The organism is Cetobacterium sp. 2A (assembly GCF_014250685.1).
GTDB lineage: Bacteria > Fusobacteriota > Fusobacteriia > Fusobacteriales > Fusobacteriaceae > Cetobacterium.
The window spans coordinates 745,238-768,810 of sequence record NZ_JACFAJ010000006.1 but is presented as its reverse complement, the minus strand read 5'-3'; the positions used below and the strand labels follow the sequence as shown (position 1 = coordinate 768,810).

The window sequence follows — 23,573 nt, the reverse complement described above, 5'->3', positions numbered from 1 at the left end:
GTTTCTAACGTTGAAATTTGAATATACATTTTTGCAGTCTTTAATTTTTTAGGTAAGTTAGCCCTTAAAAGAACAATCGTAAATACTAGCTGTGTAATTAAAATAATTTTTATTTAAATCACCTCTTATTCTTTTTGCCACCCTATATGATTTTGTCCCTCACTCGATTTGTGATATTTTTCAATGTTTGAATAAGTTGCTCCGCTAGCATTTATATTTTCATAAATGTTAACTTGCAAAAATTTATTTGTTTGATAGATATAAAAAGCTATTCTGTATTTTGCTAAATCTTTATAGTCGAAGATATAAACTGTAAAAGATTTATTTAAATTCCCAGTTATAGTAGTCTTAGCTCTAATTTCAGTCAAAACCGAATTGTCGTAAACAGTAGCATATCTCAATTTTTTAGGCAGTTGTATTTTCTCTTTTTTTTCGATTTTATCTATATTACCTACCAGTACAAGCTCAGTATCAATATATTTCTCTTTCATAAATAAATCAACTTTAAAAGATTGTTGGAGATCCAAAGATTTAATAGCACATAAACTATATGTTTCAACTATTTTTAATTTTGCATCTTTTAAATCTACCATTTCTAATACTTTAATATATTTTAAATAACTACCTATTGTTAAAAATCCTATGATTGAAATTACAACTAAAACTTCTAAATAAGTCATACCTTTAGAATATTTATTTTTGGACATAAAAAAACCCCTCCGAATACTTTCTGAAAGGTGTCTGATGTAATATTATATTGTGGTGCCACCTACCGGAATTGAACCAGTGACCTCTACCTTACCATGGTATTGCTCTACCAACTGAGCTAAGGCGGCAAAAGAGTAGCTTAAAAATAAGCTACCCTTATATAATTAGTTTCCTGCTGATATTGCATCTACTGGACAAGTAGCTGCACAAGCTCCACAGTCAATACAAGAATCGTTTATTTCTCTTTTTCCATCTGCATCAGCTGATATTGCTGATACTGGACATACTGCTTCACATGCTCCACATGCAATACATATTTCTTTATCGATTACGTACATTTTTTACCTCCGTTTTGGTTTTGGTTTTTGGTTTTTTTATTAAAAATTAGTTTCCTGCTGATATTGCTTCTACTGGACAAACTCCTGCACATGAACCACAATCGATACAAGCATCACAAATTTCATATTTTCCGTTTGCATCTGCTGATATTGCTGATACTGGACAAGTTCCCTCGCAAGCTCCACACCCAATACATATTTCCTTATCTATTACGTACATTTATTGTACCTCCCATTTTTTAAAGTAATCATCACTACCAATATAACTAAAATACCGAAAATTGTCAAGTTATTTACTTGAGTTTTTTTCACTTTCAATACAAAAGGTTTGATAACCAAATTATTATTTTGAATAGAACTAAAACATTTTATCCAAAAAATAAAAAAGATTGGCAACTACTTATCCTCCCAGGGGGCTGCCCCCCAAGTACTTTCAGCGTTTATGAGCTTAACTTCCAGGTTCGAAATGTTACTGGGTGTACCCTCATAGCTATCGTTGCCAATCAATATTCAAATGTCTTTGGAACACTTGAAACTATATAGTAGTTGAGATTTATTAGGTTAAAACTTCGACATATTAGTATTGGTCAGCTAAAAGTATCGCTACTCTTACACCCCCAACCTATCAACCTCCTAGTCTCGAAGGTGTCTTAAAGAATACTTATCTTGAAGTCAGTTTCCCGCTTAGATGCTTTCAGCGGTTATCTGTTCCAAACGTGACTACCCAGCTGTGCCACTGGCGTGACAACTGGTACATCAGAGGTTTGTCCATCCCGGTCCTCTCGTACTAAGGACAGATCTTCTCAATATTCTAACGCCTACAGTGGATAGGGACCGAACTGTCTCACGACGTTCTGAACCCAGCTCACGTACCGCTTTAATGGGCGAACAGCCCAACCCTTGGGACCTTCTCCAGCCCCAGGATGCGATGAGCCGACATCGAGGTGCCAAACTCTACCGTCGATATGGACTCTCGGGTAGAATCAGCCTGTTATCCCCAGGGTAGCTTTTATCCGTTGAGCGACGACCCTTCCATTCGGAATCGCCGGATCACTATGTCCTGCTTTCGCACCTGCTCGACCCGTCAGTCTCGCAGTTAAGCTCCCTTCTGCCATTGCACTCTCCGGTTGATTTCCATCCAACCTGAGGGAACCTTTGAACGCCTCCGTTACTCTTTCGGAGGCGACCGCCCCAGTCAAACTGCCCACCTAGCACTGTCTCCGAGGGTACAAACCTCAGATTAGAATTTCGATGTAGTATGGTTGGTATTCCACCGTTGACTCCGCGTAATCTAGCGACCACGCATCATAGTCTCCCAACTATCCTATACATACGACACCAAAACCCAATACCAAGCTACAGTAAAGCTCCATGGGGTCTTTCCGTCCTACTGCAGGTAATCGGTATCTTCACCGATAATACAATTTCACCAGGCCTCCCGTCAAGACAGCTCTCAGATCGTTACACCATTCGTGCAGGTCGGAACTTACCCGACAAGGAATTTCGCTACCTTAGGACCGTTATAGTTACGGCCGCCGTTCACCGGGGCTTCAATTCGGAGCTCTCACTCCTCCTCTTAACCTTCCGGCACTGGGCAGGTGTCAGCCCATATACATCGCCTTACAGCTTAGCATAGACCTGTGTTTTTGTTAAACAGTCGCCTGAGACTCTTCACTGCGGCCTCTCACAGCTTTGCGACGCGTGTTCGCTGACCATGAAAGGCACCCCTTCTCCCGAAGTTACGGGGCAATTTTGCAGAGTTCCTTAACGAGAGTTAGCCTGTCCGCCTTAGATTTCTCATCCTGACCACCTGTGTCGGTTTGGGGTACGGGCACTAATATCTTTAAACGCTTAGAAGCTTTTCTCGGCAGTGTGGTATTTGCACCTTCATCTTACGACTCCGTATCACGCCTCAGATCTAGTCTCGCGGATTTTCCTACGAGACCACCCTACACGCTTACACTGGCACTTCCGTTCGCCAGCGTGCATAACCTCCTGCGTCCCTCCATCACTCAATATCAGTGGCACAGAAATATTAATCTGTTTTCCATTCGCCTACGCATTATAGCCTCGGCTTAGGACCCGGCTTACCCAGGGAAGACAAACTTTACCCTGGAACCCTTGGTCTTCCGGCGTGGGAGATTCTCGCTCCCATTCTCGCTACTTATTCCTGCATTCTCACTTCTGATACCTCCAGAGTCGCTTACGCTTCTCCTTCAACGGCCTACAGAACGCTCTCCTACCAATTGCTTACGCAATTCCACAGCTTCGGTTTATAACTTAGCCCCGTTACATTGTCGGCGCAGAGACTCTCGACCAGTGAGCTATTACGCACTCTTTAAAGGTATGGCTGCTTCTAAGCCAACCTCCTGGTTGTTTGTGAATCTCCACCTCCTTTCCCACTTAGTTATAATTAGGGACCTTAGCTGGTGGTCTGGGTTGTTTCCCTTTTGACCATGGAAGTTAATTCCCATAGTCTCACTCCTGAGCTCTTAAATTATGGTATTCGGAGTTTGATTGATTTCGGTAAGCAATATGCCCCCTAGATCATTCAGTGCTCTACCCCCATAATTGAACACTCAAGGCTGCACCTAAATGCATTTCGGAGAGAACGAGCTATCTCCTGGTTCGATTGGCTTTTCACCCCTAAACCTACCTCATCTCCCAACTTTTCAACGGCGGTGAGTTCGGGCCTCCACTGTGTCTTACCACAGCTTCACCCTGGACAGGCTTAGATCACCAGGTTTCGCGTCTACGCCCAGCGACTATGTCGCCCTATTCAGACTCGGTTTCCCTTCGGCTCCGTTAAACTTAACCTTGCCACTGAACGTAACTCGCAGGATCATTCTCCAAAAGGCACGCCATCACCCCGAAGGGCTCTGACCGCTTGTAAGCACATGATTTCAGGTTCTATTTCACTCCCCTCCCGGGGTTCTTTTCACCTTTCCCTCACGGTACTATGCGCTATCGGTTAGTAAGAGTATTTAGCCTTACGAGATATGGTCCTCGCTGATTCACACAGAATTCCTCGTGTTCCGTGCTACTTGGGATTAGTTACGCATTTGAAACAGGTTACCTGTACGGGGCTATCACCCTCTACGGCGAACTTTTCCAAGTTCTTCCAGTTCGGTGTTTCAAAATGCTGAAAGCTTTACAGACTTTCTAGAGACTATCCCGCTACCCCATATACACAACGGCTGTAACCTTGACATGTATATGGTTTAGGCTCACCCCCGTTCGCTCGCCGCTACTTAGGGGATCGTTTTTACTTTCTTTTCCTCGCGTTACTTAGATGTTTCAGTTCACGCGGTTCCCTCTTTCGTGCTAAGACTCCATCTTAGCAGATTTCTCCATTCGGAAATCCTAGAATCAATGTTCGATTGCAACTCCTCTAGGCTTATCGCAGCTTACCACGTCCTTCATCGGCTCTTACTACCAAGGCATCCTTCATGTGCCCTTAATATCTTAACCTATTTTTATTTGACAGACTAACTACTCAAAGATTATTTGAATTGTTAGTTATTTGTTAATTATTCTCTCAATATCTACTATATAGTTTCCAATGTCCAAACGATAATATTTATGGTGGAGATAAGCGGAGTCGAACCGCTGACCTACGCAGTGCAAGTGCGTTGCTCTCCCAACTGAGCTATATCCCCTCAGAACATTATCAATCGAATAGAGAAAGATTGTAGTCTCCTTAGAAAGGAGGTGATCCATCCGCACGTTCCCGTACGGATACCTTGTTACGACTTCACCCCAATCGCTAATCACACCTTAGGAACATCCCTCCCTTACGGGTTAGGCCTGCCACTTCAGGTGCAACCAACTCTCGTGGTGTGACGGGCGGTGTGTACAAGACCCGAGAACGTATTCACCGCAACATAGCTGATTTGCGATTACTAGCGATTCCAACTTCATGTACTCGAGTTGCAGAGTACAATCCGAACTAAGAACAGCTTTAAGAGATTAGCTCACCCTCGCGGGTTGGCGACTCTCTGTACTGCCCATTGTAGCACGTGTGTAGCCCAGCGTATAAGGGGCATGATGACTTGACGTCATCCCCACCTTCCTCCTGCTCGTCGCAGGCAGTATCGCATGAGTGCTCAACTTAATGGTAGCAACATACAAAAGGGGTTGCGCTCGTTGCGGGACTTAACCCAACATCTCACGACACGAGCTGACGACAGCCATGCACCACCTGTCACCAAGTTCCGGCAAGCCGGCACATCTCCATCTCTGGAAACTTCTTGGGATGTCAAACGCTGGTAAGGTTCCTCGCGTTGCGTCGAATTAAACCACATGCTCCACCGCTTGTGCGGGTCCCCGTCAATTCCTTTGAGTTTCATACTTGCGTACGTACTCCCCAGGCGGATCACTTATCGCGTTAGCTTGGGCGCTGAGGTTCGACCCCCAACACCTAGTGATCATCGTTTACGGCGTGGACTACCAGGGTATCTAATCCTGTTTGCTCCCCACGCTTTCGCGCTTCAGCGTCAGTATCTGTCCAGTGAGCTGACTTCTCTATCGGCATTCCTACAAATATCTACGAATTTCACCTCTACACTTGTAGTTCCGCCCACCTCTCCAGTACTCTAGACTAGCAGTTTCCAACGCAATACGGAGTTGAGCCCCGCATTTTAACATCAGACTTACTAATCCGCCTAGACGCGCTTTACGCCCAATAAATCCGGATAACGCTTGCGACATACGTATTACCGCGGCTGCTGGCACGTATTTAGCCGTCGCTTCTTCTGTTGGTACCGTCATTTTTTTCTTCCCAACTGAAAGCACTTTACGATCCGAAAACCTTCATCGTGCACACAGAATTGCTGGATCAGACTTTTGGTCCATTGTCCAATATTCCCCACTGCTGCCTCCCGTAGGAGTAAGGGCCGTGTCTCAGTCCCCTTGTGGCCGTTCACCCTCTCAGGCCGGCTATCCATCGTCGCCTTGGTGGGCCATTACCCCACCAACTAGCTAATGGAACGCAAAGTTCTCTTCTAGCGCATATAGCTTTCATGAAAATCCCATGCGAGAAATCCATAATATCCGGTATTAGCTGTCGTTTCCAACAGTTGTCCCAGACTAAAAGGCAAATTCTTTACGCGTTACTCACCCGTCCGCCACTTTCCATTCCGAAGAACTTCAAGTCGACTTGCATGTGTTAAGCATTCTGTCAGCGTTCATCCTGAGCCAGGATCAAACTCTTCATTCAAATATATTTTTAAAGTCTTACGACTTAATGTACACCATTTAATGGTTGTTATTGCATAACTTTTGACTATCTTTCTCTATTCGGTTGCTAATGTCCTTATTTGTTTTCGTCCGCAAATGTTTCTCGCTGACAAAAATAATAGTACCATAATAAACAATTATCGTCAATAGTTTTTTTTAATTATTTTTATTTTTTAAACTTACTTTTTAATATATCTAAAATATTCTTCTTTTGAATGTTTTCCTTTACAATTAAATTATCTGTAAAAACCTTGTTTCCATCTACATATATACCATATTCTCCAACTACTGATCCTGCTTGTACTGGAGCTAAAAGTACTGGAACTCTTTCTAGCTGAAGTTTAACATCTGAATCTTCAGATAAAACACTTACATAATTATTTTCTGGATATGCCTCTATATAATCTTTAAGTCCATTTTGAACTGGTATTTTTACAACAGGAGTTGACTTATTAACTATATTCTTAGCTTTATACTTTTCATGAAAACTTTTTTCTAAACTAAGTATCTTTTCATCTCTTATTTTTGTACTTTTTCCACCTAAAACTACAACTATAGTATCTATTCCCTCTTTATTACTAGCTATCGCAATATTAAATCCTGATCTTGTGTGATATCCAGTTTTTATTCCATAGATTCCATCTTTTCCTAAAAGGTGGTTTGTACTTCTCAATAAAATTTCTCCATTCTTTATTGTAGCTTTAGGCAATGATGCATATTGCATATATCCTTTATACTTAATAGCTTCTCTTGAAAGTTCGTATATTCCTCTTGCAGTTCCCACATCCATTGGTTTTTTTGTCATATGAGCAGGTAATCCAGCAGGCGTATAAAATTCCAATTCATTTTCTAATCCTAAATCTTTTGCTTTTGCATTCATTTTAGCAACAAAATCATTTATACTTCCTTTTCCAGCATGCTTTGCAATGGCATATGCTGCATTATTAGCCGATTTTATCGCAGCAGCTTTTATCAAATCTCTTAAAGTAAATACTTCTCCACTTTTCATAGGTATACTACTTCCACCAACACTCACAATTTCCCAATCAATAACTACTTCATCATCAAGGCTTATATTCCCCTTATTTATTTCATCAAATACCACCATAATATTCATCATTTTAGTAACAGATGCAAGAGGTAATTTAGCATTTTCATTATTTTTAAAATAAATTTTTCCATGAGAATCCCCAAGTATATAAGACTTGTAGTCTGGTTGCTCCCCTTGTGACGAAAACAATATAGTTTGGATTAATAAAAAAGCTGTGAACATTATTTTTTTCATAGAATTAACTCTCCTGTAACCTAATATTAAAAGAACTCCTTGTAAGTAATACTGCAATTACTAAGGAGTTCTTTTTTATATTATAAACTATTTATTTTTTTTAGCCAAGTAATCTTCTATAGCTTTTTTTAAAGCTTCTTCTGCAAGCACTGAACAATGCATCTTTACTGGTGGCAATCCCCCTAAAGCTTCAGCTACTGCTTTATTAGTTATTATTAAAGCTTCGTCTATATTTTTTCCTAAAACCATCTCTGTTGAGATTGATGATGTAGCAATTGCAGAAGCACAACCAAATGTTCTAAATTTTACATCAACTATTACATCATTTTCTATTTTCAAGAAAAGCTCCATGATATCTCCACAAGAAGGATTTCCAACCTTTCCGTATCCATCAGGATTTTCCATTGTTCCTACGTTTCTTGGATTCATAAAATGTTCCATTACTTTTTCTGAATATTGCATCTATATCACAACTCCTTTTTATCTATTAAATTCATTCCATAAAGGTGAAAGTATTCTTAGTTTTTCTATAACTTTTACAACTTGCTCAACTGTATAGTCGATTTCTTCTTTTGTATTATATTTACCTAAACTAAATCTGATAGTTCCATGTGCAAATTCAGCTGGGATTCCCATAGCTAGTAACACATGTGAAGCTTGTAATTCATCAGATGAACAAGCTGAACCTGAACTTACTGCAATTCCTAAATAACTTAGAGAAAGAAGTATTGACTCCCCTTCAAGATATTTAAACGTTATGCTCGATGTTCCTGGTAATCTTTCTACAGATTTTGCATTTATAACCACTTCTGGTATTTTTTCTACTATTTGGCTTTCAAAATAGTCTCTTAATTCTGTTTCTCTAGCTATCTCTTCAGGCATATTTGCATAAGCTAACTCTAAAGCTTTTGCCATTCCAACAATTGCTGGCGTATTTGTAGTTCCAGGTCTTAATTTTTTCTCTTGACCTCCACCAGTAATTATCTTTGCAACTCTTACTCCACTTCTTATATATAGAGCTCCTATTCCTTTTGGTCCATAGAATTTATGTCCAGAAAAAGATAGTAAATCTATTCCTAATTCTTTAGGTGAAAATGGAATTTTTCCAACTGTTTGAACTGCATCAACATGGAAAATTATTTTATTTTTTTTAGCTAATTCTCCAATTGCAGCAATTGGCTCTATTGTTCCAACTTCATTATTAGCATGCATAACAGAAATCAGTATTGTTTCTGGTCTAATAGCAGCTTCTAACTCGTCTAATTTTAGTACTCCATTTGAATCTACAGATACGAAAGTAACTTCATATCCATCTTTTTCTAAATCTTTTAATGTATTTTTTATAGCTGGATGCTCTATATTACTTGTTATTATATGATTTCCTCTATTTTTATATGCTTTAGCAATTCCTCTTACAGCGATATTATCTGATTCAGTTCCAGAAGCAGTAAATATTATCTCTGTAGACAACACTCCTAAAAGCTTAGCTATTTCTTCTCTTGATCTAGATACAGCGGCACCAGTTTCTCTTCCGAATAAATGCATGCTAAAAGCATTTCCATATTCTTCTGTTAAGAATGGCATCATTGCTTCTAAAACTTTTGGATCCATTTTTGTTGTAGCATTGTTATCAAGATAAACTCTCATATTTACCCTCTCCTTGAATAAGTTCGTAACTCTGTTGTCTATATTATATACCATTCTTTATCCACCTTGTCAAGAATTAAAATTAAGTTTTATTTGTTTTTTCCATAGTTACAATACTCTTTTATCTCACAAATAGAACATTTAGGCCTTCTTGCTATACAAATCTCTCTTCCTTGTAGTATTAAAAAATGTGGAAAGTCAATCCAATCTTTTTTATCAACAATTTTCATAAGCTCTTTTTCTATCTTTAAAGGATCATCTGAATTTACAAGTCCAATTAAATTTGTAAGTCTTTTTACGTGTGTATCAACCGTTATTCCATCCGCCAATCCCCATATCTCTCCTCTGACAACATTGGCCGTTTTCCTTCCAACACCTGCCAGAGATGTTAAATCTTCCATCGACTGAGGAACCTCACCATTAAATTTCTCCAAAATTCTTTGACTACAAAGTTTTATATTCTTAGCTTTATTTCTGAAAAAACCAGTACTTCTGATTAAGTCCTCTATTTCTGACAAATCCATATTTGCAAACTCTTCAGGTGTATTCACTATTTTAAACATATGCTTAGTAACTATATTGACCCTTACATCTGTACATTGTGCTGATAATATTACAGATACAAGTAATTCAAATGGTGTCTTATAATCTAGAGCGCATTTTGGATGTCCAAATTTCTCCCTAAATATTTCTATAATTTTTTTTACTTTTTCTTTTTTAGTCATATTCAACACTCCCATTTAAATTTTATAAAAAATGGGCATCTATACAGATGCCCATTTTAGTTTCTATCTATCCATTTGACATACAGAAGATTATCTACTCCTTCATACTCTTCCATTCCTTCATAGATAAATCCTGATTTTTCAAAACTTAATATTGATATTTCATTTTCTTCTAAAATATATGCTAGAACCACACTAACTTCTGGTTTTTCAAATTTCATTTCGTCAATGCTTGATTCTATTATAATTTTAGAATATCCCTTTCCTCTCAGTTCTTTAGCAATAAAAATACATATTATAGAGGTTTCATTTTCTATCTCAAATTTTATGCTTCCTAAAAACTTACCCCCTATATCTTCAATCGTGTATAGTATATACGATGATGAATTTATTAAAAAGGTATACCACTTTTTATGAATTTCCCATTGAGCTTCCTCTTCACCTTTACAATATTTCTTTACATAATTTAAATGTAATTGCTCGTAGATATTTGGAATATCTTCTAAAACTGCTTTTCTTAGAACTATCAATAATAACCATCCTTAAAGTTTAATGTCAATTTTATTTTATAACTATTCTATTATATTTTTTCTTCCCTTGCTTAACTAAAATTTCTCCATCTTTAAATAAATCTTTTGTTACTGGTAAATTAAAATCAGTGACTTTAACATCATCTATAGAAAGTCCGTTTTGTTGAACAAGTCTTCTTCCTTCACTCTTAGTTTTTAAAATTTCAAGTTCAACTAAAAGATCAACTAATCCTATTCCTAATTTCTCTTCAGAAATTTCACTTGTTGGAACATTACTCATATCCATACCTACTCCACCAAAAAGAGCTTCTGCTGCTTGCTGAGCTTTAATAGCTTCCTCTTCTCCGTGAACTATTTTAGTAACTTCATAAGCTAAAACCTTCTTAGCTTCATTTATTGCTGCTCCTTCTAATGCTGCTAATCTTCTAACCTCATCCATTGGAATGTATGTAAGAAGAGCTAATGGTCTTTCAACGTCAGCATCTGGAAGATTTCTCCAGTATTGGTAGAAATCATAAGGTGATGTTTTCTCTGGGTCTAACCATAAAGCACCTTTTGCTGTTTTACCCATTTTATTTCCTTCACTATTTGTTAAAAGAGAACAAGTCATTGCATATGATGATTTTCTGTCTTTTCTTCTAACTAAATCTACTCCAGCTATCATATTAGACCACTGGTCATCTCCACCTAACTGCATAGTACAGTTATGCTTTCTATTAAGAACTAAGAAATCATATCCTTGCATCAACATGTAGTTGAACTCTAAGAAAGATAATCCTCCGTTTTCCATTCTTGATTTAAAACACTCTGCCGATAACATTCTGTTTACCGAGAATTGAGATCCGATATCTCTTATAAACTCTACATAGTTTAATCCAAGTAACCAATCAGCATTGTTTTCTAAGATAGCTTTTCCATCTGAAAAATCAATGAATTTTTCCATTTGTTTTTTTATAGAAGCTACGTTATGGGCAATCCCCTCTTCTGTTAGCATCTGTCTCATATCAGTTCTTCCACTTGGATCTCCTATCATAGCAGTTCCACCACCTATAAGAGCTATAGGTCTGTGTCCATGTCTTTGCATATGAGACATAAACATCATAGCAATAAAATGTCCTACATGTAGACTATCTGCTGTTGGGTCAAACCCTATATAAAAAGTTACTTTTTCTTTCCCTAGTAACTCTCTTGTTTCTTCTTCATGAGTAAGTTGTTTTAAATATCCACGTTCTTGTAAAACATCAAATACATTTGACATAATTTACCTCCGATTATCTATCTTTTCTTTATATATTTTTCTATTTTAACACAAAGATTTTTAATTTAAAAGCTCTTATTTACCAATAAAAAAGAAAGGGACTAAAAATTAGTCCCAGCTCTCTTTATTATCTTCATTTAGTTTATCAGGGTCATATTCATAATCTTTAAAATCTATCTTAAAGAATATAGCATAGAATACTGGTACTATTCCAAGTGCTAGTACTGTATCCATCATAAGTCCAAATATTAAAACTACTGCCAGTGGTTGGAACAAAGGTCCTCCAAATAAATATAGAGGTAAAAGTCCAACTAATGTTGTCGCAACAGTTAGGAATATCGGTCTTAATCTTTCCTGACATCCAAACACTACTGAATCTTGATCGTTTCTTCCGTTTTCTTTTTCGACGGTCATTTTATCAACCAGTATTATCGCATGGTTTAGAACTACTCCAGCAAGAGCAACTATTCCTACTATTGCCATAAATCCTAGCTGCGTCTTTGTAACTATTAATCCAATTGCAATTCCCAAAATCGAAAGTGGAATTGCTAATATAATTGCAAATCCTTTTCTTATCGAATTAAACTGTCCAATTACTAGAATAATCATTATAAGTAAGGCAGTTGGAACTTGTGCAAATAGTGCTTCTTTATTTTCAGAAGATGTCTGTTCAATACCAGCAAGCTCATACTTCACAGATGGTCCCCACTCTTTTAACTTTTCATCTATCCAAGGTTGAATAAGCTTGTTTAAGTTTGCTGCCGTATAACCAGGATCCACCGCGGCATCTACTTCAATTGTATATGAAAGATGTCTCGTAAATATAAACCCTTGAGAATACTCAACTTTTATATTTGCTATTTGTTTTAAAGGTACTGATTGTCCATTAGCTGGATTTATTATTTCCAATCCTTCGAGTCCCGTTATATTATCTTTATATGAATTTGTTCCTTTTAATAAAATTGGTATAGCTGTACTCTTTGGCGGTGCTTTGAAGTCTCTAAATAAAGTTGCTGGATAACCTTGCAGTGCAAACTGTAATGATTCTCCTATGTCTTTACTTGTAAATCCAGCATTTTTAGCTTTAACTTGATCAATTTCTATATATATTCTAGGAACATCATTTCCCCAGTTGTCACTTATAGCTCTAGTTCCTTCCATTGATTTTATTTTCTCTTTTACTTCTTCTGCTACTCTTTTTAGAAGCACCACATCATTTGAAATAAATTGATATCCTAAATCTTTTTCAAGGGTAACACCACTGGCAACACCCTTAGTTACTATATCTATATCTGGGTATTTATTCTCCATGTATTTATCTACTTCATTTGATATTTTTCCTATAAGTTTATAATCTGTTAAATTATACATTGTATATGAATACTCAGTTAATCTAGCCTCTGGAGTATATCCTGTTGAATACTTCGGAGCCCCTCCTCCGACAAAACTTGCCCAGCTAAGCACTCCTGGTTTTTCATATTTTTTAATTGTTCCACCAGTAGTCATATAATCATAAATAGATGGATTTAATGGTACTTGTGATCCTGTTGCAAAGTTTTCCTGTATAAAATTACTTAAATCTTGCGTTACCGCTGTTGTTACTTCTATATTTGTACCTTTAGGTAACCTTATACTTGTAGACATAATTGGATCTGTAGAATCTGGCATAAAAGTGCTTGGAATAAATCTAAATAGCCATAATCCCAAAATAAATGAAGCCAGTACTACCCCTACTGACATTTTTTTATACTTTAACATTTTTATTAAACTTTCTCTATAAAAAACATAAGCCTTATTATTAAAGTTCTGTTCATCTTTTTCTTTAACTTGAATAAAATCATAACAAAGTAATGGAATTATCGTCTGATTTATTAACCAAGAACTTATCAGTGCTAAAAATACTACAACTGCTAATGGTCCAACATATTGTCCCATGTTTTGATTATTTAAAATTATTGGTGAAAATGCAGTTACCGTTGTTAAAGAACTCACCAATAGAGGTATTGCTAGTGATCTGGAAGATTCCATACAGGCATCCATTCTAGATTTACCTTTTTGAATCAATACCATTATATTCTCTGACATAACAACTGCGTTATCTACTAACATTCCCAGAGCTATTATAAGACCGGCTAAGGTTATTTGATTTATACCATACCCCATGTAATACATAGCCATTAGGGTAAAAGCTATTGAAGTTGGTGTAAGTGCTGCTACAATAAGTCCCGAACGTAACCCTAAAAATATAAACATTACGGCTACTATAGTAGCTATTGCTTGTACTAAGTTCACTACGAAAGCAACTATCTTATCATCTACCAAACTAGGTTGATAATAAATAGTTCCAACATCTAATCCTACCGGAAGTTGATCTTTAAATTCTTTCATTAAATCTTGAATCCCTTTTCCCATCTTTAAGATATCTTGCCCAGCTCCTAGAGCTACCGCTAAAGTAATAGACGGTTCTCCATTATAAAATACCATATAAGTAGATGGATCTTGATAACCTTTTTCAACAGTTGCAATCTCTCTTAAATAGATACTCTGAGTTCCATCATCATTAGTTATAACTGTATTTTCGATTTGTTCTAAATTTGTAAAATTTCCCGTTGGAATAAGTAGAATTCTAGAATTATTATCAACTACATTTCCACTTTGTACAATTACATTCAAACTTGAAAGAGAGTTAGTTAAATTTTGAAGAGTTATCCCTGAAGATGATAACTTATTATTATCTATGTTTATATAAATAGTTTCGTTTTGAACTCCACCTATATCTACTTGACCAATTTCTGGAACATAGAATAGTAAATCTTCTTTTAACTTTTCGGACATCCTATATAATTCAGCATATGAGTATCCACTTCCACTCACCGTAATTAGTGTTCCGTATACATCTCCAAAATAAGTATTTATAATTGGTGTCTGTACTCCCGGAGGAAGTTGAGGTACTACAAATGTATTTACTCTATTTCTTAGTTCTTCCCAAACCGGTTGCATATCTTTATATTGAGCTTTTATATTTACATATACATTTGATTGCCCATCTATATTTTTTGAAGTAACATAATCCAAAGAATCCATACTTTGAATTTCATCTGCCATTCTTTTACTGACAAGTTCAGCCATCTGGTTAGCTGTGGCTCCAGGCCAGTTTGTTGTAATTAAAGCTACTTTTATAGTAAAACCTGGGTCTTCTGCTTTCTCAGATTTTACATATGATATATAACCAAAGACTAAAAGTAACGTAGCGAGAAGATAGGTAGTTACTCTGTTTTCTATGGCTAGTTTTGTAATTTTCATTCTCTATTCCCCTCCTTTTGTAGATACCTTTACCTTCTCCCCATCTTGAAGCCTATTCATTCCCATAGTAATTAAATAGTCTCCCACATCAAGTCCACTTTTCACCTCCATACCTAAATTTGAAGCGATTCCCAACTCTATATATTTTCTTTTAGAAATTCCTACTCCATTTTCTATATCTGTTACTACATATACGTAAGGTCTTCCCTCTGAATCTTTCATCACAGTTGCTATTGGAACTACTATCATACTCTCTTTAGTATTTCCCCCTAATTCTATATCCACATAAACATTGGTTGTCATTCCAACTCTAAGTTCTTGATTTGGATCTTTTATAGTTACTTTAATAGGATAAGTGTTTCCAAAACTATTTCCAACTGTACCTATATTTCTAATTTCACCTTCAAGTTTTAAATTATTTAATGATTCTACAACGATTTGAACTTTCTCTCCAATAGAAAGTAGTGGAATTATAGTTTCCGATACATTAAATTCAATATATTGATCTCCTGCTGAATTTAAAGTAAATACGACACTCTGCGGAGTAACTGATTGGTTTACTTCAGTTTTAATACTTCCTATAGTTCCGTCCATCGGAGCTACTAGTTTTGTATATCCAAGTTGCACTTTTGAATATTCTACTTGTTTTGTTAAAGCGTCAACTGTAGAAACACTTGATTGATAGTTTGCCAAAGAACTTTGATACTGAGCTTTTGAAACACTGTTTTCTAAATATAAAATTTCATTTCTTTCAAAGTTGGCTTTTGCATCAGCTAGTACTGCCTTTCCTTTTTGTAAATCAGCAATTGCTTGTTGGTACTTTATTTCGTATTCTATTGGATCTATTGCTGCTAAAATTTCACCCTCTTTTACTTTATCTCCTATATCCACATTTCTTCTTATCATTGTTCCAGAAACTCTAAAACTCAGATTTGAAAGAGCTTCTGATTTTACAGTTCCAGCATAACCTCTTTTTACAACATTAGTCGTCTCATGCACTTTTTGATATGTTATAGGTCTAATGGGCTTTTCTTCTTCTTGCTTCTTTCCGCACCCAACAAGTGATGCCAGTATCAAAATAAATAAAATAACTTTCTTCATTTTTTCCTCCTAATTACCAATTATAGATTTAAGGTTTCTAACCATCTGTTCTCTTTCAGCAACACTTTTTGTTATAGAGTACTCTCCATAGATGTTCTCAAGTTTTACAGTTGAATTAAGAAGACTATAATTTGATATAACGTTATTTAATTGAGATGTTAAAGCAGTAGTTTGTGCATCCAAAAGATCTGTTATGGTAACGCTTCCCTCTGCATAAAGATTTGTAACTATTTTTAAGTTTTTTTCAGCAGCAGTTGCTGAAATTTCTGTTGTATATGTTTGAACATAATCAGTAAGTAGGGTTGTGAATGTTTGTGAAATCAACTGAGCTAACTGATTTTCATAGGCTGCTTTTTGATATTCTAATGATCTCTTCTGACTTTTTAATAAATTATCTGTTTGCATTATTTCTCCACCTTTTATTAGTGGAAGTTGTACAGAAATTCCTGCTTGCCAGTATTCAGCTTCTCCTAAAGCATCAGTATTTGCTCCCCAAGGAGTGATTATATTATTTTTATTATAATTACCAACAGCCTGAACAACTGGTAAATATCTCTCTCTTGAATTAGCTAAAACTTTTCTATCAGTTATTTTAAGAGAGTTATCTAACTGTCTAACAGATTGCGAATTTTTTATAGATCCATTTATTAAAAATTGTAATAGAGCTTCTGTTCCTTTTGATCCATAAGCATACTTTTGTAAAAAATCCTTTTCTATAGAGAATGTTTTAGCAATACTAGCTAAATCTTCATATTCATATGACCTATTCACAGGATAATTCAATAAATTATTTAAATATGCCTCTTGAACCTTCATCTCCCCTTCTGCTGATGCTATATCAGAAAGTGCTTGTGCAAGACTAGCTTCCAGTCTATATACATCTTGTACTCCACCAGAACCAACCTTATAGTTAATCTGTGCAACGTTTAAAGATTGTTTTACAAGAGCATAGTTACTCTTTTGAATTTTAATTTGAGCCTTTAGTTGTAAAATATTCAAGTAAGTTGAAGCTACATAATATATAGTATTTAATTCTTCTTGTTTAGACTGAGCTCTATTATTATCTAGAGCGATCTTTTGAATATAAACATTAGAATTCAATTGGTCACTAAACAAAACTTGAGATAGTTGTAAATATGAATCAACACTATTTTGTGGTGTTAAAACATTTGCCGCTTTTCTCTCCACTCCGTTATAGTTGGCATTAGCAGTAATTTGTGGAAGTTTTGCAGAATTTGTTACCTTAACATTGTAAATACCACTTTGTATATCTTGAATTGAGCTTAAAACTGTAGGATTACTTGTTAGAGATCTATCAATCGCTTCTCTCATGCTCAATCTCATTTTTGGTTTTTTATACTCATTTATCGTAGATATCTGTTGTAAAAATACTAAGCTTGGATAATATTCAATTTGGTGTGCTACTCCCATATTAAAGAAAATATTTTTACGGATATCTCCTATATTTGAAATCATTCCTCTTTCTTGCTCAGTTGTATATGTCATATAATTTAGTGCTGCTGCTCTTGCTCTTCTTTTTATCTCGTCTGTTAAATCATACCCCAAAAGAGTTTGTTTATTCATATGAGAACTAAAGTCTACGGATAAAGTTGGCAATTTTTTTGAATTAGCTAAATTTAAAACTTTATTAGATCCTTCACCATAAGATAAAAGATAAACAGCCTGAACATTATCTAGAGCATTGTTGATTTGTTCATCTGAATCAGTGTAATTAATTACTTCTAATCCAATTCCTTGGTCATTAAACATTTTTTTTAATAATTTTTTATGATTCTCATGAACTCTAGAGCTAACACCATCCGGCATAGCTAAAGCTACTCTTTTTAGGTCTGTAAGCTCTTTTAGAAGAAGAATATCTTCTTTCAAATTCAAATCTCCATAAACATAATTTACATTAGATGGTAATTTTTCTTCATTTACAGGGAAAAATCCTAAAGGAAAAGAATAAAATTTATTTTTATTTAATGTCTTAATATCCTTTGGAACCTCAAAAGACATTATAAATATTGCATCTACCTTAGGATTTTTTTCCAAAGATGATATAGCCTTATCTAATCCCATATTTTCTTCATAAACAATTTTTATAACTTTAGGAGTATAGTCAGTTCCAGCAAAATTTGAAGTTAACTCCTTTTTTAATTGAAACTCTAGTTCATTTGAAACTGGAGATTCGTTTAGTATTATTCCAATTCCTAGCTCCTTGGAGTAAACAGTATTAAATATAAAAACCATACAAAGCAAAAAAGGTAATATTTTTTTCATAAATCACACCCCATTTTTATTTCTTGTCAACTAGGTTTATACTTTAATATTTATTTCATTCCTTTTCATTGAGAAGAGTTTTGTGTAAAAATAAAAAAAATCTAGGCTTTTGACCTAGATTTTTCATTTTAACTATTTAGAGATGTTGTAAAAAACACCTAATCCTTTGTATTGAGCAACTGATCCTAACTCTTCTTCGATTCTTAATAGTTGGTTATATTTAGCCATTCTATCAGTTCTTGAAGTTGATCCAGTTTTTATTTGTCCTGCATTTGTAGCAACTGCTATATCAGCTATTGTTGCATCTTCTGTTTCTCCAGATCTATGTGAAATTACTGCAGTCATGTTAGCAGTTTTTGCCATTTCAATAGCATCTAAAGTTTCAGTTAAAGTACCTATTTGGTTAAGTTTTATTAAGATTGAGTTAGCAGATTTAGTTTCGATTCCTCTTGCTAATCTCTCTGTGTTAGTTACGAATAAGTCGTCTCCAACTATTTGAACAGTTTTTCCAACTTTAGCTGTTAACTTTTGGAATCCAACCCAGTCATTTTCTCCTAATCCATCTTCGATAGATTTGATTGGATACTTTTTAACTAATTCAGCATACCATTCGATCATTTCATCAGTAGTTCTGATTACTCCACCTTCTCTTTTGAAATGGTATTCAAATGTTCCATCTTCTTTTTCAACACAGAATTCAGTTGCAGCAGAATCTAGAGCAAATGTAATATCTGTTCCTAACTCATATCCAGCAGCTTTAACAGCTTCAGATATTATATCAAGAGCTCCTTCAGTTCCGTTGATGTTAGCAGGTGCATATCCACCCTCATTTCCAACGTTTGTAGAATCTCCGTTTTTCTTAAGAATTTTTCCTAATTGGTGGAATATTTCTGATCCCATTCTAAGACCTTCAGCAAAGCTCTTAGCTCCAACTGGTTGAATCATAAACTCTTGAACGTCTACTGCTGAGTCAGCATGGCTTCCTCCGTTTAAGATGTTCATCATAGGTAGAGGTAACTCTTTAGCGTTTACTCCTCCTAAATATTTGTATAATGGCATTCCTAAAGCTTCTGCTGCTGCTTTTGCAACTGCTAAAGAAACTCCTAGTATTGCATTAGCACCTAATCTATCTTTATTTGGAGTTCCATCTAAAGCGATCATAGCCTCATCTATTTCAACTTGGTTTGTAGCATCCATTCCAAGTACTAATTCTTTTAATTCAGTGTTTACGTTATTTACAGCTTTTAAAACACCTTTTCCTAAATATCTAGATTTATCTTCATCTCTTAACTCAACTGCTTCGTAAGCTCCTGTTGAAGCTCCAGAAGGAACTGCTGCTCTTCCCATTGCTCCACATTCTAATCTTACATCTACCTCAACTGTAGGGTTTCCTCTTGAGTCTAGGATCTCTCTTGCTTTTACATCAACTATTCTTGTCATTGTAATATCCTCCTTGAATTTAAAGTATAATATCTATTATAAAAAGTTTTTTATTATTTTACTTTGATAACTTTTAATGAGTTTGTTGTTCCAACAGCGAAAACTTTCTCTCCACAAGTTGCAACTAAAATATCTCCTGCTCCTACAAGCCCTAATTCTTTTGCCTTTACTTCAGCAAGTTTGTAGAAATCATCAAGTGTTGAAGCTGTAGTATCTAAACAAGGTATAGTTCCTTTTGTTAATACTAATTGATTAGCTGTCTTTTCATTATTAGTTATCGCTAAAATGAAGGCTGCTGGGAAGTACTTTCTAAGAGCGTTTGCTGCTCTTCCAGATTGTGTTCCAACAACTATTAGTTTAGCATTTAGAGCTTCTGCAACATCTACAGTTCCTCTTGCTACTGCTTCAGTTATAGACGCATCCTCTTCTATAGCGAATTGGAATGCTACCATTGGATCTGTTTTCTCAGCTATTTTAGTCATTACTGTAACTGCTTCTACTGGATATTTACCTTTTGCTGTTTCTCCAGATAGCATTATTGCATCTGTTCCATCTAAGATTGCATTAGCAACGTCTGTAGCTTCTGCTCTTGTAGGTCTTGGATTTTTTATCATTGAATCTAGCATTTGAGTTGCAGTTATAACTACTTTTCCTGCTAAATTACATTTTTCTATCATCATCTTTTGTGCAAATGGAACTTCTTCAACTGGGATTTCTACTCCTAGATCTCCTCTTGCTACCATTATACCATCAGATAACTCTAATATCTCATCAAAATTATCTAAACCTTCTTGATTTTCTATTTTTGATATTATTTTTATAGCGCTTCCACCATTAGAATCTAAAACTTCTCTAACAGCTTTAACGTCATCAGCTTTTCTTATAAATGAAGCTGCTACAAAATCAACATTTTGTTCGCAACCAAATTTAAGGTCATTTATATCCTTTTCAGAAAGAGCTGGAAGTTGAACTGCAACATTTGGTAAGTTAACACCTTTATTTTCTCCAAGGTCTCCGTTGTTTTTAACGATACATCTAACTTCGTTTCCAACAATTTCTTTAACTTCCATCTCTATTAGACCATCATCTAATAAGATTATATTACCAGGTTTTAAATCTTTTGTTAACCCTTCATATGTAACTGCTACAATTTTATCATTTCCTACAACCGTTTTGTCTGTAGTTATTGTAAAGTCTTGTCCAGCTACTAATGCAACGTCTTTTCCATCTACAAGTTTTATAGTTCTAATTTCAGGTCCTTTAGTATCTAAAAGAACTGCTGCTCTTATTTTTGTCATCTTCATAGCTTCTTTTAGGTTTTCTATTCTCAAACCATGCTCTTTGTAATCTCCATGAGAAAAGTTTAATCTCATAACATTCATTCCAGCTTTTAAAAGATCTGATAATACTTTTACCGATTCAGTTTTTGGTCCAATTGTACAAACTATTTTAGTTTTTTTCATATAATCACCCCGAAAATATTTTCTTTAAATAATTTTAAAAATTTATTTAGTAACACAATTTGTGAGTTTTAATTTTTTATTCATATTCTCACTTCAAAGTTTATCCAATTCCCTTTGTAAAGTCAAGAAAGTAATAGGTTATTTTTTAACCTTTTTTAGCTCGATTCTTTCCTCAGAGCTAAGAAATATTCTTTACATAAAAAAATCCTCCCAAACGGGAGGATCAATTTATACAAACAATGGTACTAGTACAAGTGAAACTATTGTCATTAATTTAATTAGAATATTTAAAGATGGACCTGAAGTATCCTTAAATGGATCTCCAACAGTATCTCCAACAACGGCTGCTTTATGTCTTTCAGAACCTTTTCCGTCACCTTTATATCCCGCTTCAATTTGCTTTTTAGCATTATCCCAAGCTCCACCAGCATTGGCCATCATTATAGCCATTAAAATTCCAGTTACAAGAGCTCCTGCTAAAAGTCCACCTAGAGCATGTGGAGACCAAAGTCCTACAACTACTGGTGCACCTATTGCAAGAATTCCAGGAACCATCATTTGTCTAAGAGATGATCTTGTTGAAATTTCAACACATCTCTTATAATCAGGTTTTACTGTCTTATCCATAATTCCAGGCATTTCTCTAAATTGTCTTCTAACTTCTTCAACCATTTCCATAGCTGCTTCTCCAACTGCTGTCATAGTAAGAGCTGAGAATAAGAAAGTTAACATTCCACCTATAAATAGTCCTACGATTACTTTCGGATCAATTATATCTAGTGTGAAAGCAACTCCACTTTCAACTTGGATAGCTTCTTTATAAGCTGCAAATAATGATAAAGCAGTCAGTGCTGCTGAACCTATTGCAAACCCTTTTCCTACTGCGGCTGTTGAGTTTCCAACTGCATCAAGTTTATCAGTACACTCTCTAACTTCAGGTGGAAGCTCAGCCATTTCAGCTATTCCTCCAGCATTATCTGCAACTGGTCCATAAGCATCAACTGCAACAACCATTCCTGTAGTAGAAAGCATTCCTACTGCAGCTATAGCGATTCCATATAATCCACCAAATGAATATGCTACCATGATAGCTATACATATAATAATTATTGGAGCAACAGTTGATTCCATTCCTACTGCTAATCCTTCAATTATAGTAGTTGCTGGTCCAGTTTTAGCTGCATCTGAAATTCTATTTACAGCTTTTTTACCTGTATCAGTATATAATCCTGTAAAATATGCTATTACAAGCCCTGCTAAAAGACCTGCAACGATTGACCAAAAAATACCCATTGGCATATTTAGATATTTTATTATTCCAAAAGCACCAATAAGAGAAAGAACTCCTGCTATTCTAGTTCCATTCTCAAGTTTATGATAAACTTCATCTGGATTACTTGTTTTAACAGTTATTGTTGCTAATATTGAAGCTATTATTCCAAAAGATGAAATTAATAGAGGCGCTAACATATATGAAGCCTTATCATCCATAGTCCATCCAATAGCTAGAGTCGCTATTATTGAACCAACATAAGATTCAAATAAATCTGCTCCCATTCCTGCCACGTCTCCAACGTTATCTCCAACGTTATCTGCTATTGTTGCTGGGTTTCTAGGATCATCTTCTGGTATTCCAGCTTCAACTTTTCCAACCAAGTCAGCCCCAACGTCTGCTGCTTTAGTGTAAATCCCTCCTCCAACTCTAGCAAATAAAGCTATCGATGAAGCTCCCATTCCAAATCCTGTTATAATTTGAATATCCCAGTTAAAAATAATAATCATAATAGTTAGACCAAGCATTCCAAGCCCAACAACTGATAATCCCATTACTGCTCCACCAGCAAATGCAACGTCTAGTGCCTTAGAAAGTCCTCCCTCTTTAGCAGCTATTGCTGTTCTACCATTTGCTTTTGTAGCAATTCTCATACCAATATTTCCTGCTAGAGCTGATGTACAAGCACCAATTATGAATGTTACCGCTACCATAGGCGAAAGGAATATTCCCAATAACACTGCAACAGCTGCAACGAACCAAACTAAAATCTTGTATTCAGCTGTTAAAAATGCCATTGCTCCTTCTCTAATTGCCTCTGTTATTTCGGCAACTTTGGGAATGTTGATTTGATAAGTTTCAACTTTTTTCGCGTAGAACCATGATGCAGCAAGTGCTGTAAGTCCACCAACGATTCCTAAATAAACCAATTGTTCCATTATTAAACCCCCTGCTTAATTTTTGTAGTGCTACAATTATATT

At 35.6% G+C, this 23,573-nt stretch carries 15 protein-coding genes, 2 tRNA genes and 3 rRNA genes; all 20 read right to left on the bottom strand.

All coding sequences use genetic code 11. From position 1 onward, the window contains the following. Positions 1 to 125 precede the first annotated feature (125 nt). Positions 126 to 707 carry a type II secretion system protein gene (locus H3N56_RS07565; protein WP_185880596.1) on the bottom strand — a complete coding sequence of 194 codons (582 nt, stop codon included), beginning with the start codon at positions 705 to 707 and terminating at the stop codon, positions 126 to 128. A gap of 53 nt (positions 708 to 760) precedes the next feature. Next, a tRNA-Thr gene (locus H3N56_RS07560) sits at positions 761 to 836 on the bottom strand. A gap of 36 nt (positions 837 to 872) precedes the next feature. After that, positions 873 to 1,046, bottom strand: a complete 174-nt coding sequence (locus H3N56_RS07555) for a 4Fe-4S binding protein (RefSeq protein WP_185880595.1) — start codon at positions 1,044 to 1,046, stop codon at positions 873 to 875. A 46-nt stretch (positions 1,047 to 1,092) separates the two neighbouring features. Beyond that, the gene (locus H3N56_RS07550) at positions 1,093 to 1,266 is read right to left on the bottom strand and encodes a 4Fe-4S binding protein (RefSeq protein ID WP_185880594.1); all 174 of its coding nucleotides are present in this window, start codon (positions 1,264 to 1,266) and stop codon (positions 1,093 to 1,095) included. Between the two features lie 167 nt (positions 1,267 to 1,433). Then, positions 1,434 to 1,550: ribosomal RNA gene (gene rrf, locus H3N56_RS07545) — 5S ribosomal RNA — on the bottom strand. Between the two features lie 53 nt (positions 1,551 to 1,603). Then, positions 1,604 to 4,517 (bottom strand): 23S ribosomal RNA (locus H3N56_RS07540). A gap of 112 nt (positions 4,518 to 4,629) precedes the next feature. Continuing rightward, positions 4,630 to 4,705: transfer RNA gene (locus H3N56_RS07535), tRNA-Ala, on the bottom strand. A 45-nt stretch (positions 4,706 to 4,750) separates the two neighbouring features. Next, positions 4,751 to 6,264: ribosomal RNA gene (locus tag H3N56_RS07530) — 16S ribosomal RNA — on the bottom strand. The 16S, 23S and 5S rRNA genes sit together here with 1 tRNA gene alongside, the layout of an rRNA operon. Before the next feature lie 186 nt (positions 6,265 to 6,450). Further along, on the bottom strand, positions 6,451 to 7,569 hold the full coding sequence (locus H3N56_RS07525) for a D-alanyl-D-alanine carboxypeptidase family protein (protein WP_185880593.1): 1,119 nt from the start codon (positions 7,567 to 7,569) through the stop codon (positions 6,451 to 6,453). Between the two features lie 87 nt (positions 7,570 to 7,656). Then, complete coding sequence (nifU, locus tag H3N56_RS07520) at positions 7,657 to 8,031, bottom strand: Fe-S cluster assembly scaffold protein NifU (RefSeq protein WP_185880592.1); 375 nt, start codon at positions 8,029 to 8,031, stop codon at positions 7,657 to 7,659. Between the two features lie 18 nt (positions 8,032 to 8,049). Further along, positions 8,050 to 9,216, bottom strand: a complete 1,167-nt coding sequence (gene nifS / locus H3N56_RS07515; protein WP_185880591.1) for a cysteine desulfurase NifS — start codon at positions 9,214 to 9,216, stop codon at positions 8,050 to 8,052. An 89-nt stretch (positions 9,217 to 9,305) separates the two neighbouring features. After that, positions 9,306 to 9,941 carry an endonuclease III gene (gene nth / locus H3N56_RS07510; RefSeq protein ID WP_185880590.1) on the bottom strand — a complete coding sequence of 212 codons (636 nt, stop codon included), beginning with the start codon at positions 9,939 to 9,941 and terminating at the stop codon, positions 9,306 to 9,308. Positions 9,942 to 9,997: 56 nt separating this feature from the next. Continuing rightward, positions 9,998 to 10,471: a GNAT family N-acetyltransferase gene (locus H3N56_RS07505; RefSeq protein ID WP_185880589.1), complete on the bottom strand. Its 474-nt coding sequence runs from the start codon at positions 10,469 to 10,471 to the stop codon at positions 9,998 to 10,000. Positions 10,472 to 10,502: 31 nt separating this feature from the next. Then, entirely contained in the window at positions 10,503 to 11,729 is a 1,227-nt protein-coding gene (gene tyrS, locus H3N56_RS07500) for a tyrosine--tRNA ligase (protein WP_185880588.1), read from the bottom strand. 108 nt (positions 11,730 to 11,837) lie between these two features. Further along, positions 11,838 to 15,032 (bottom strand): efflux RND transporter permease subunit, encoded by a 3,195-nt coding sequence (locus H3N56_RS07495; RefSeq protein WP_185880587.1) that lies wholly within the window; start codon positions 15,030 to 15,032, stop codon positions 11,838 to 11,840. A 3-nt stretch (positions 15,033 to 15,035) separates the two neighbouring features. Continuing rightward, positions 15,036 to 16,133: an efflux RND transporter periplasmic adaptor subunit gene (locus tag H3N56_RS07490; protein ID WP_185880586.1), complete on the bottom strand. Its 1,098-nt coding sequence runs from the start codon at positions 16,131 to 16,133 to the stop codon at positions 15,036 to 15,038. Between the two features lie 9 nt (positions 16,134 to 16,142). Next, on the bottom strand, positions 16,143 to 18,416 hold the full coding sequence (locus H3N56_RS07485) for a TolC family protein (RefSeq protein WP_185880585.1): 2,274 nt from the start codon (positions 18,414 to 18,416) through the stop codon (positions 16,143 to 16,145). A gap of 132 nt (positions 18,417 to 18,548) precedes the next feature. Then, entirely contained in the window at positions 18,549 to 19,856 is a 1,308-nt protein-coding gene (gene eno, locus H3N56_RS07480; RefSeq protein ID WP_185880584.1) for a phosphopyruvate hydratase, read from the bottom strand. A 53-nt stretch (positions 19,857 to 19,909) separates the two neighbouring features. Further along, positions 19,910 to 21,319, bottom strand: a complete 1,410-nt coding sequence (pykF, locus tag H3N56_RS07475) for a pyruvate kinase PykF (RefSeq protein WP_185880583.1) — start codon at positions 21,317 to 21,319, stop codon at positions 19,910 to 19,912. 228 nt (positions 21,320 to 21,547) lie between these two features. Beyond that, positions 21,548 to 23,530 (bottom strand): sodium-translocating pyrophosphatase, encoded by a 1,983-nt coding sequence (locus H3N56_RS07470; RefSeq protein ID WP_185880582.1) that lies wholly within the window; start codon positions 23,528 to 23,530, stop codon positions 21,548 to 21,550. Positions 23,531 to 23,573: the final 43 nt, after the last annotated feature.

Coding starts and splice junctions, on each gene's coding strand:
- pykF (WP_185880583.1), bottom strand. CDS start 21,319: ATGAAAAAAACTAAAATAGTTTGTACAATTGGACCAAAAACTGAATCG.
- H3N56_RS07555 (WP_185880595.1), bottom strand. CDS start 1,046: ATGTACGTAATCGATAAAGAAATATGTATTGCATGTGGAGCATGTGAA.
- H3N56_RS07490 (WP_185880586.1), bottom strand. CDS start 16,133: ATGAAGAAAGTTATTTTATTTATTTTGATACTGGCATCACTTGTTGGG.
- H3N56_RS07495 (WP_185880587.1), bottom strand. CDS start 15,032: ATGAAAATTACAAAACTAGCCATAGAAAACAGAGTAACTACCTATCTT.
- H3N56_RS07550 (WP_185880594.1), bottom strand. CDS start 1,266: ATGTACGTAATAGATAAGGAAATATGTATTGGGTGTGGAGCTTGCGAG.
- tyrS (WP_185880588.1), bottom strand. CDS start 11,729: ATGTCAAATGTATTTGATGTTTTACAAGAACGTGGATATTTAAAACAA.
- eno (WP_185880584.1), bottom strand. CDS start 19,856: ATGACAAGAATAGTTGATGTAAAAGCAAGAGAGATCCTAGACTCAAGA.
- nifU (WP_185880592.1), bottom strand. CDS start 8,031: ATGCAATATTCAGAAAAAGTAATGGAACATTTTATGAATCCAAGAAAC.
- H3N56_RS07485 (WP_185880585.1), bottom strand. CDS start 18,416: ATGAAAAAAATATTACCTTTTTTGCTTTGTATGGTTTTTATATTTAAT.
- H3N56_RS07470 (WP_185880582.1), bottom strand. CDS start 23,530: ATGGAACAATTGGTTTATTTAGGAATCGTTGGTGGACTTACAGCACTT.
- H3N56_RS07525 (WP_185880593.1), bottom strand. CDS start 7,569: ATGAAAAAAATAATGTTCACAGCTTTTTTATTAATCCAAACTATATTG.
- nifS (WP_185880591.1), bottom strand. CDS start 9,216: ATGAGAGTTTATCTTGATAACAATGCTACAACAAAAATGGATCCAAAA.
- nth (WP_185880590.1), bottom strand. CDS start 9,941: ATGACTAAAAAAGAAAAAGTAAAAAAAATTATAGAAATATTTAGGGAG.
- H3N56_RS07565 (WP_185880596.1), bottom strand. CDS start 707: ATGTCCAAAAATAAATATTCTAAAGGTATGACTTATTTAGAAGTTTTA.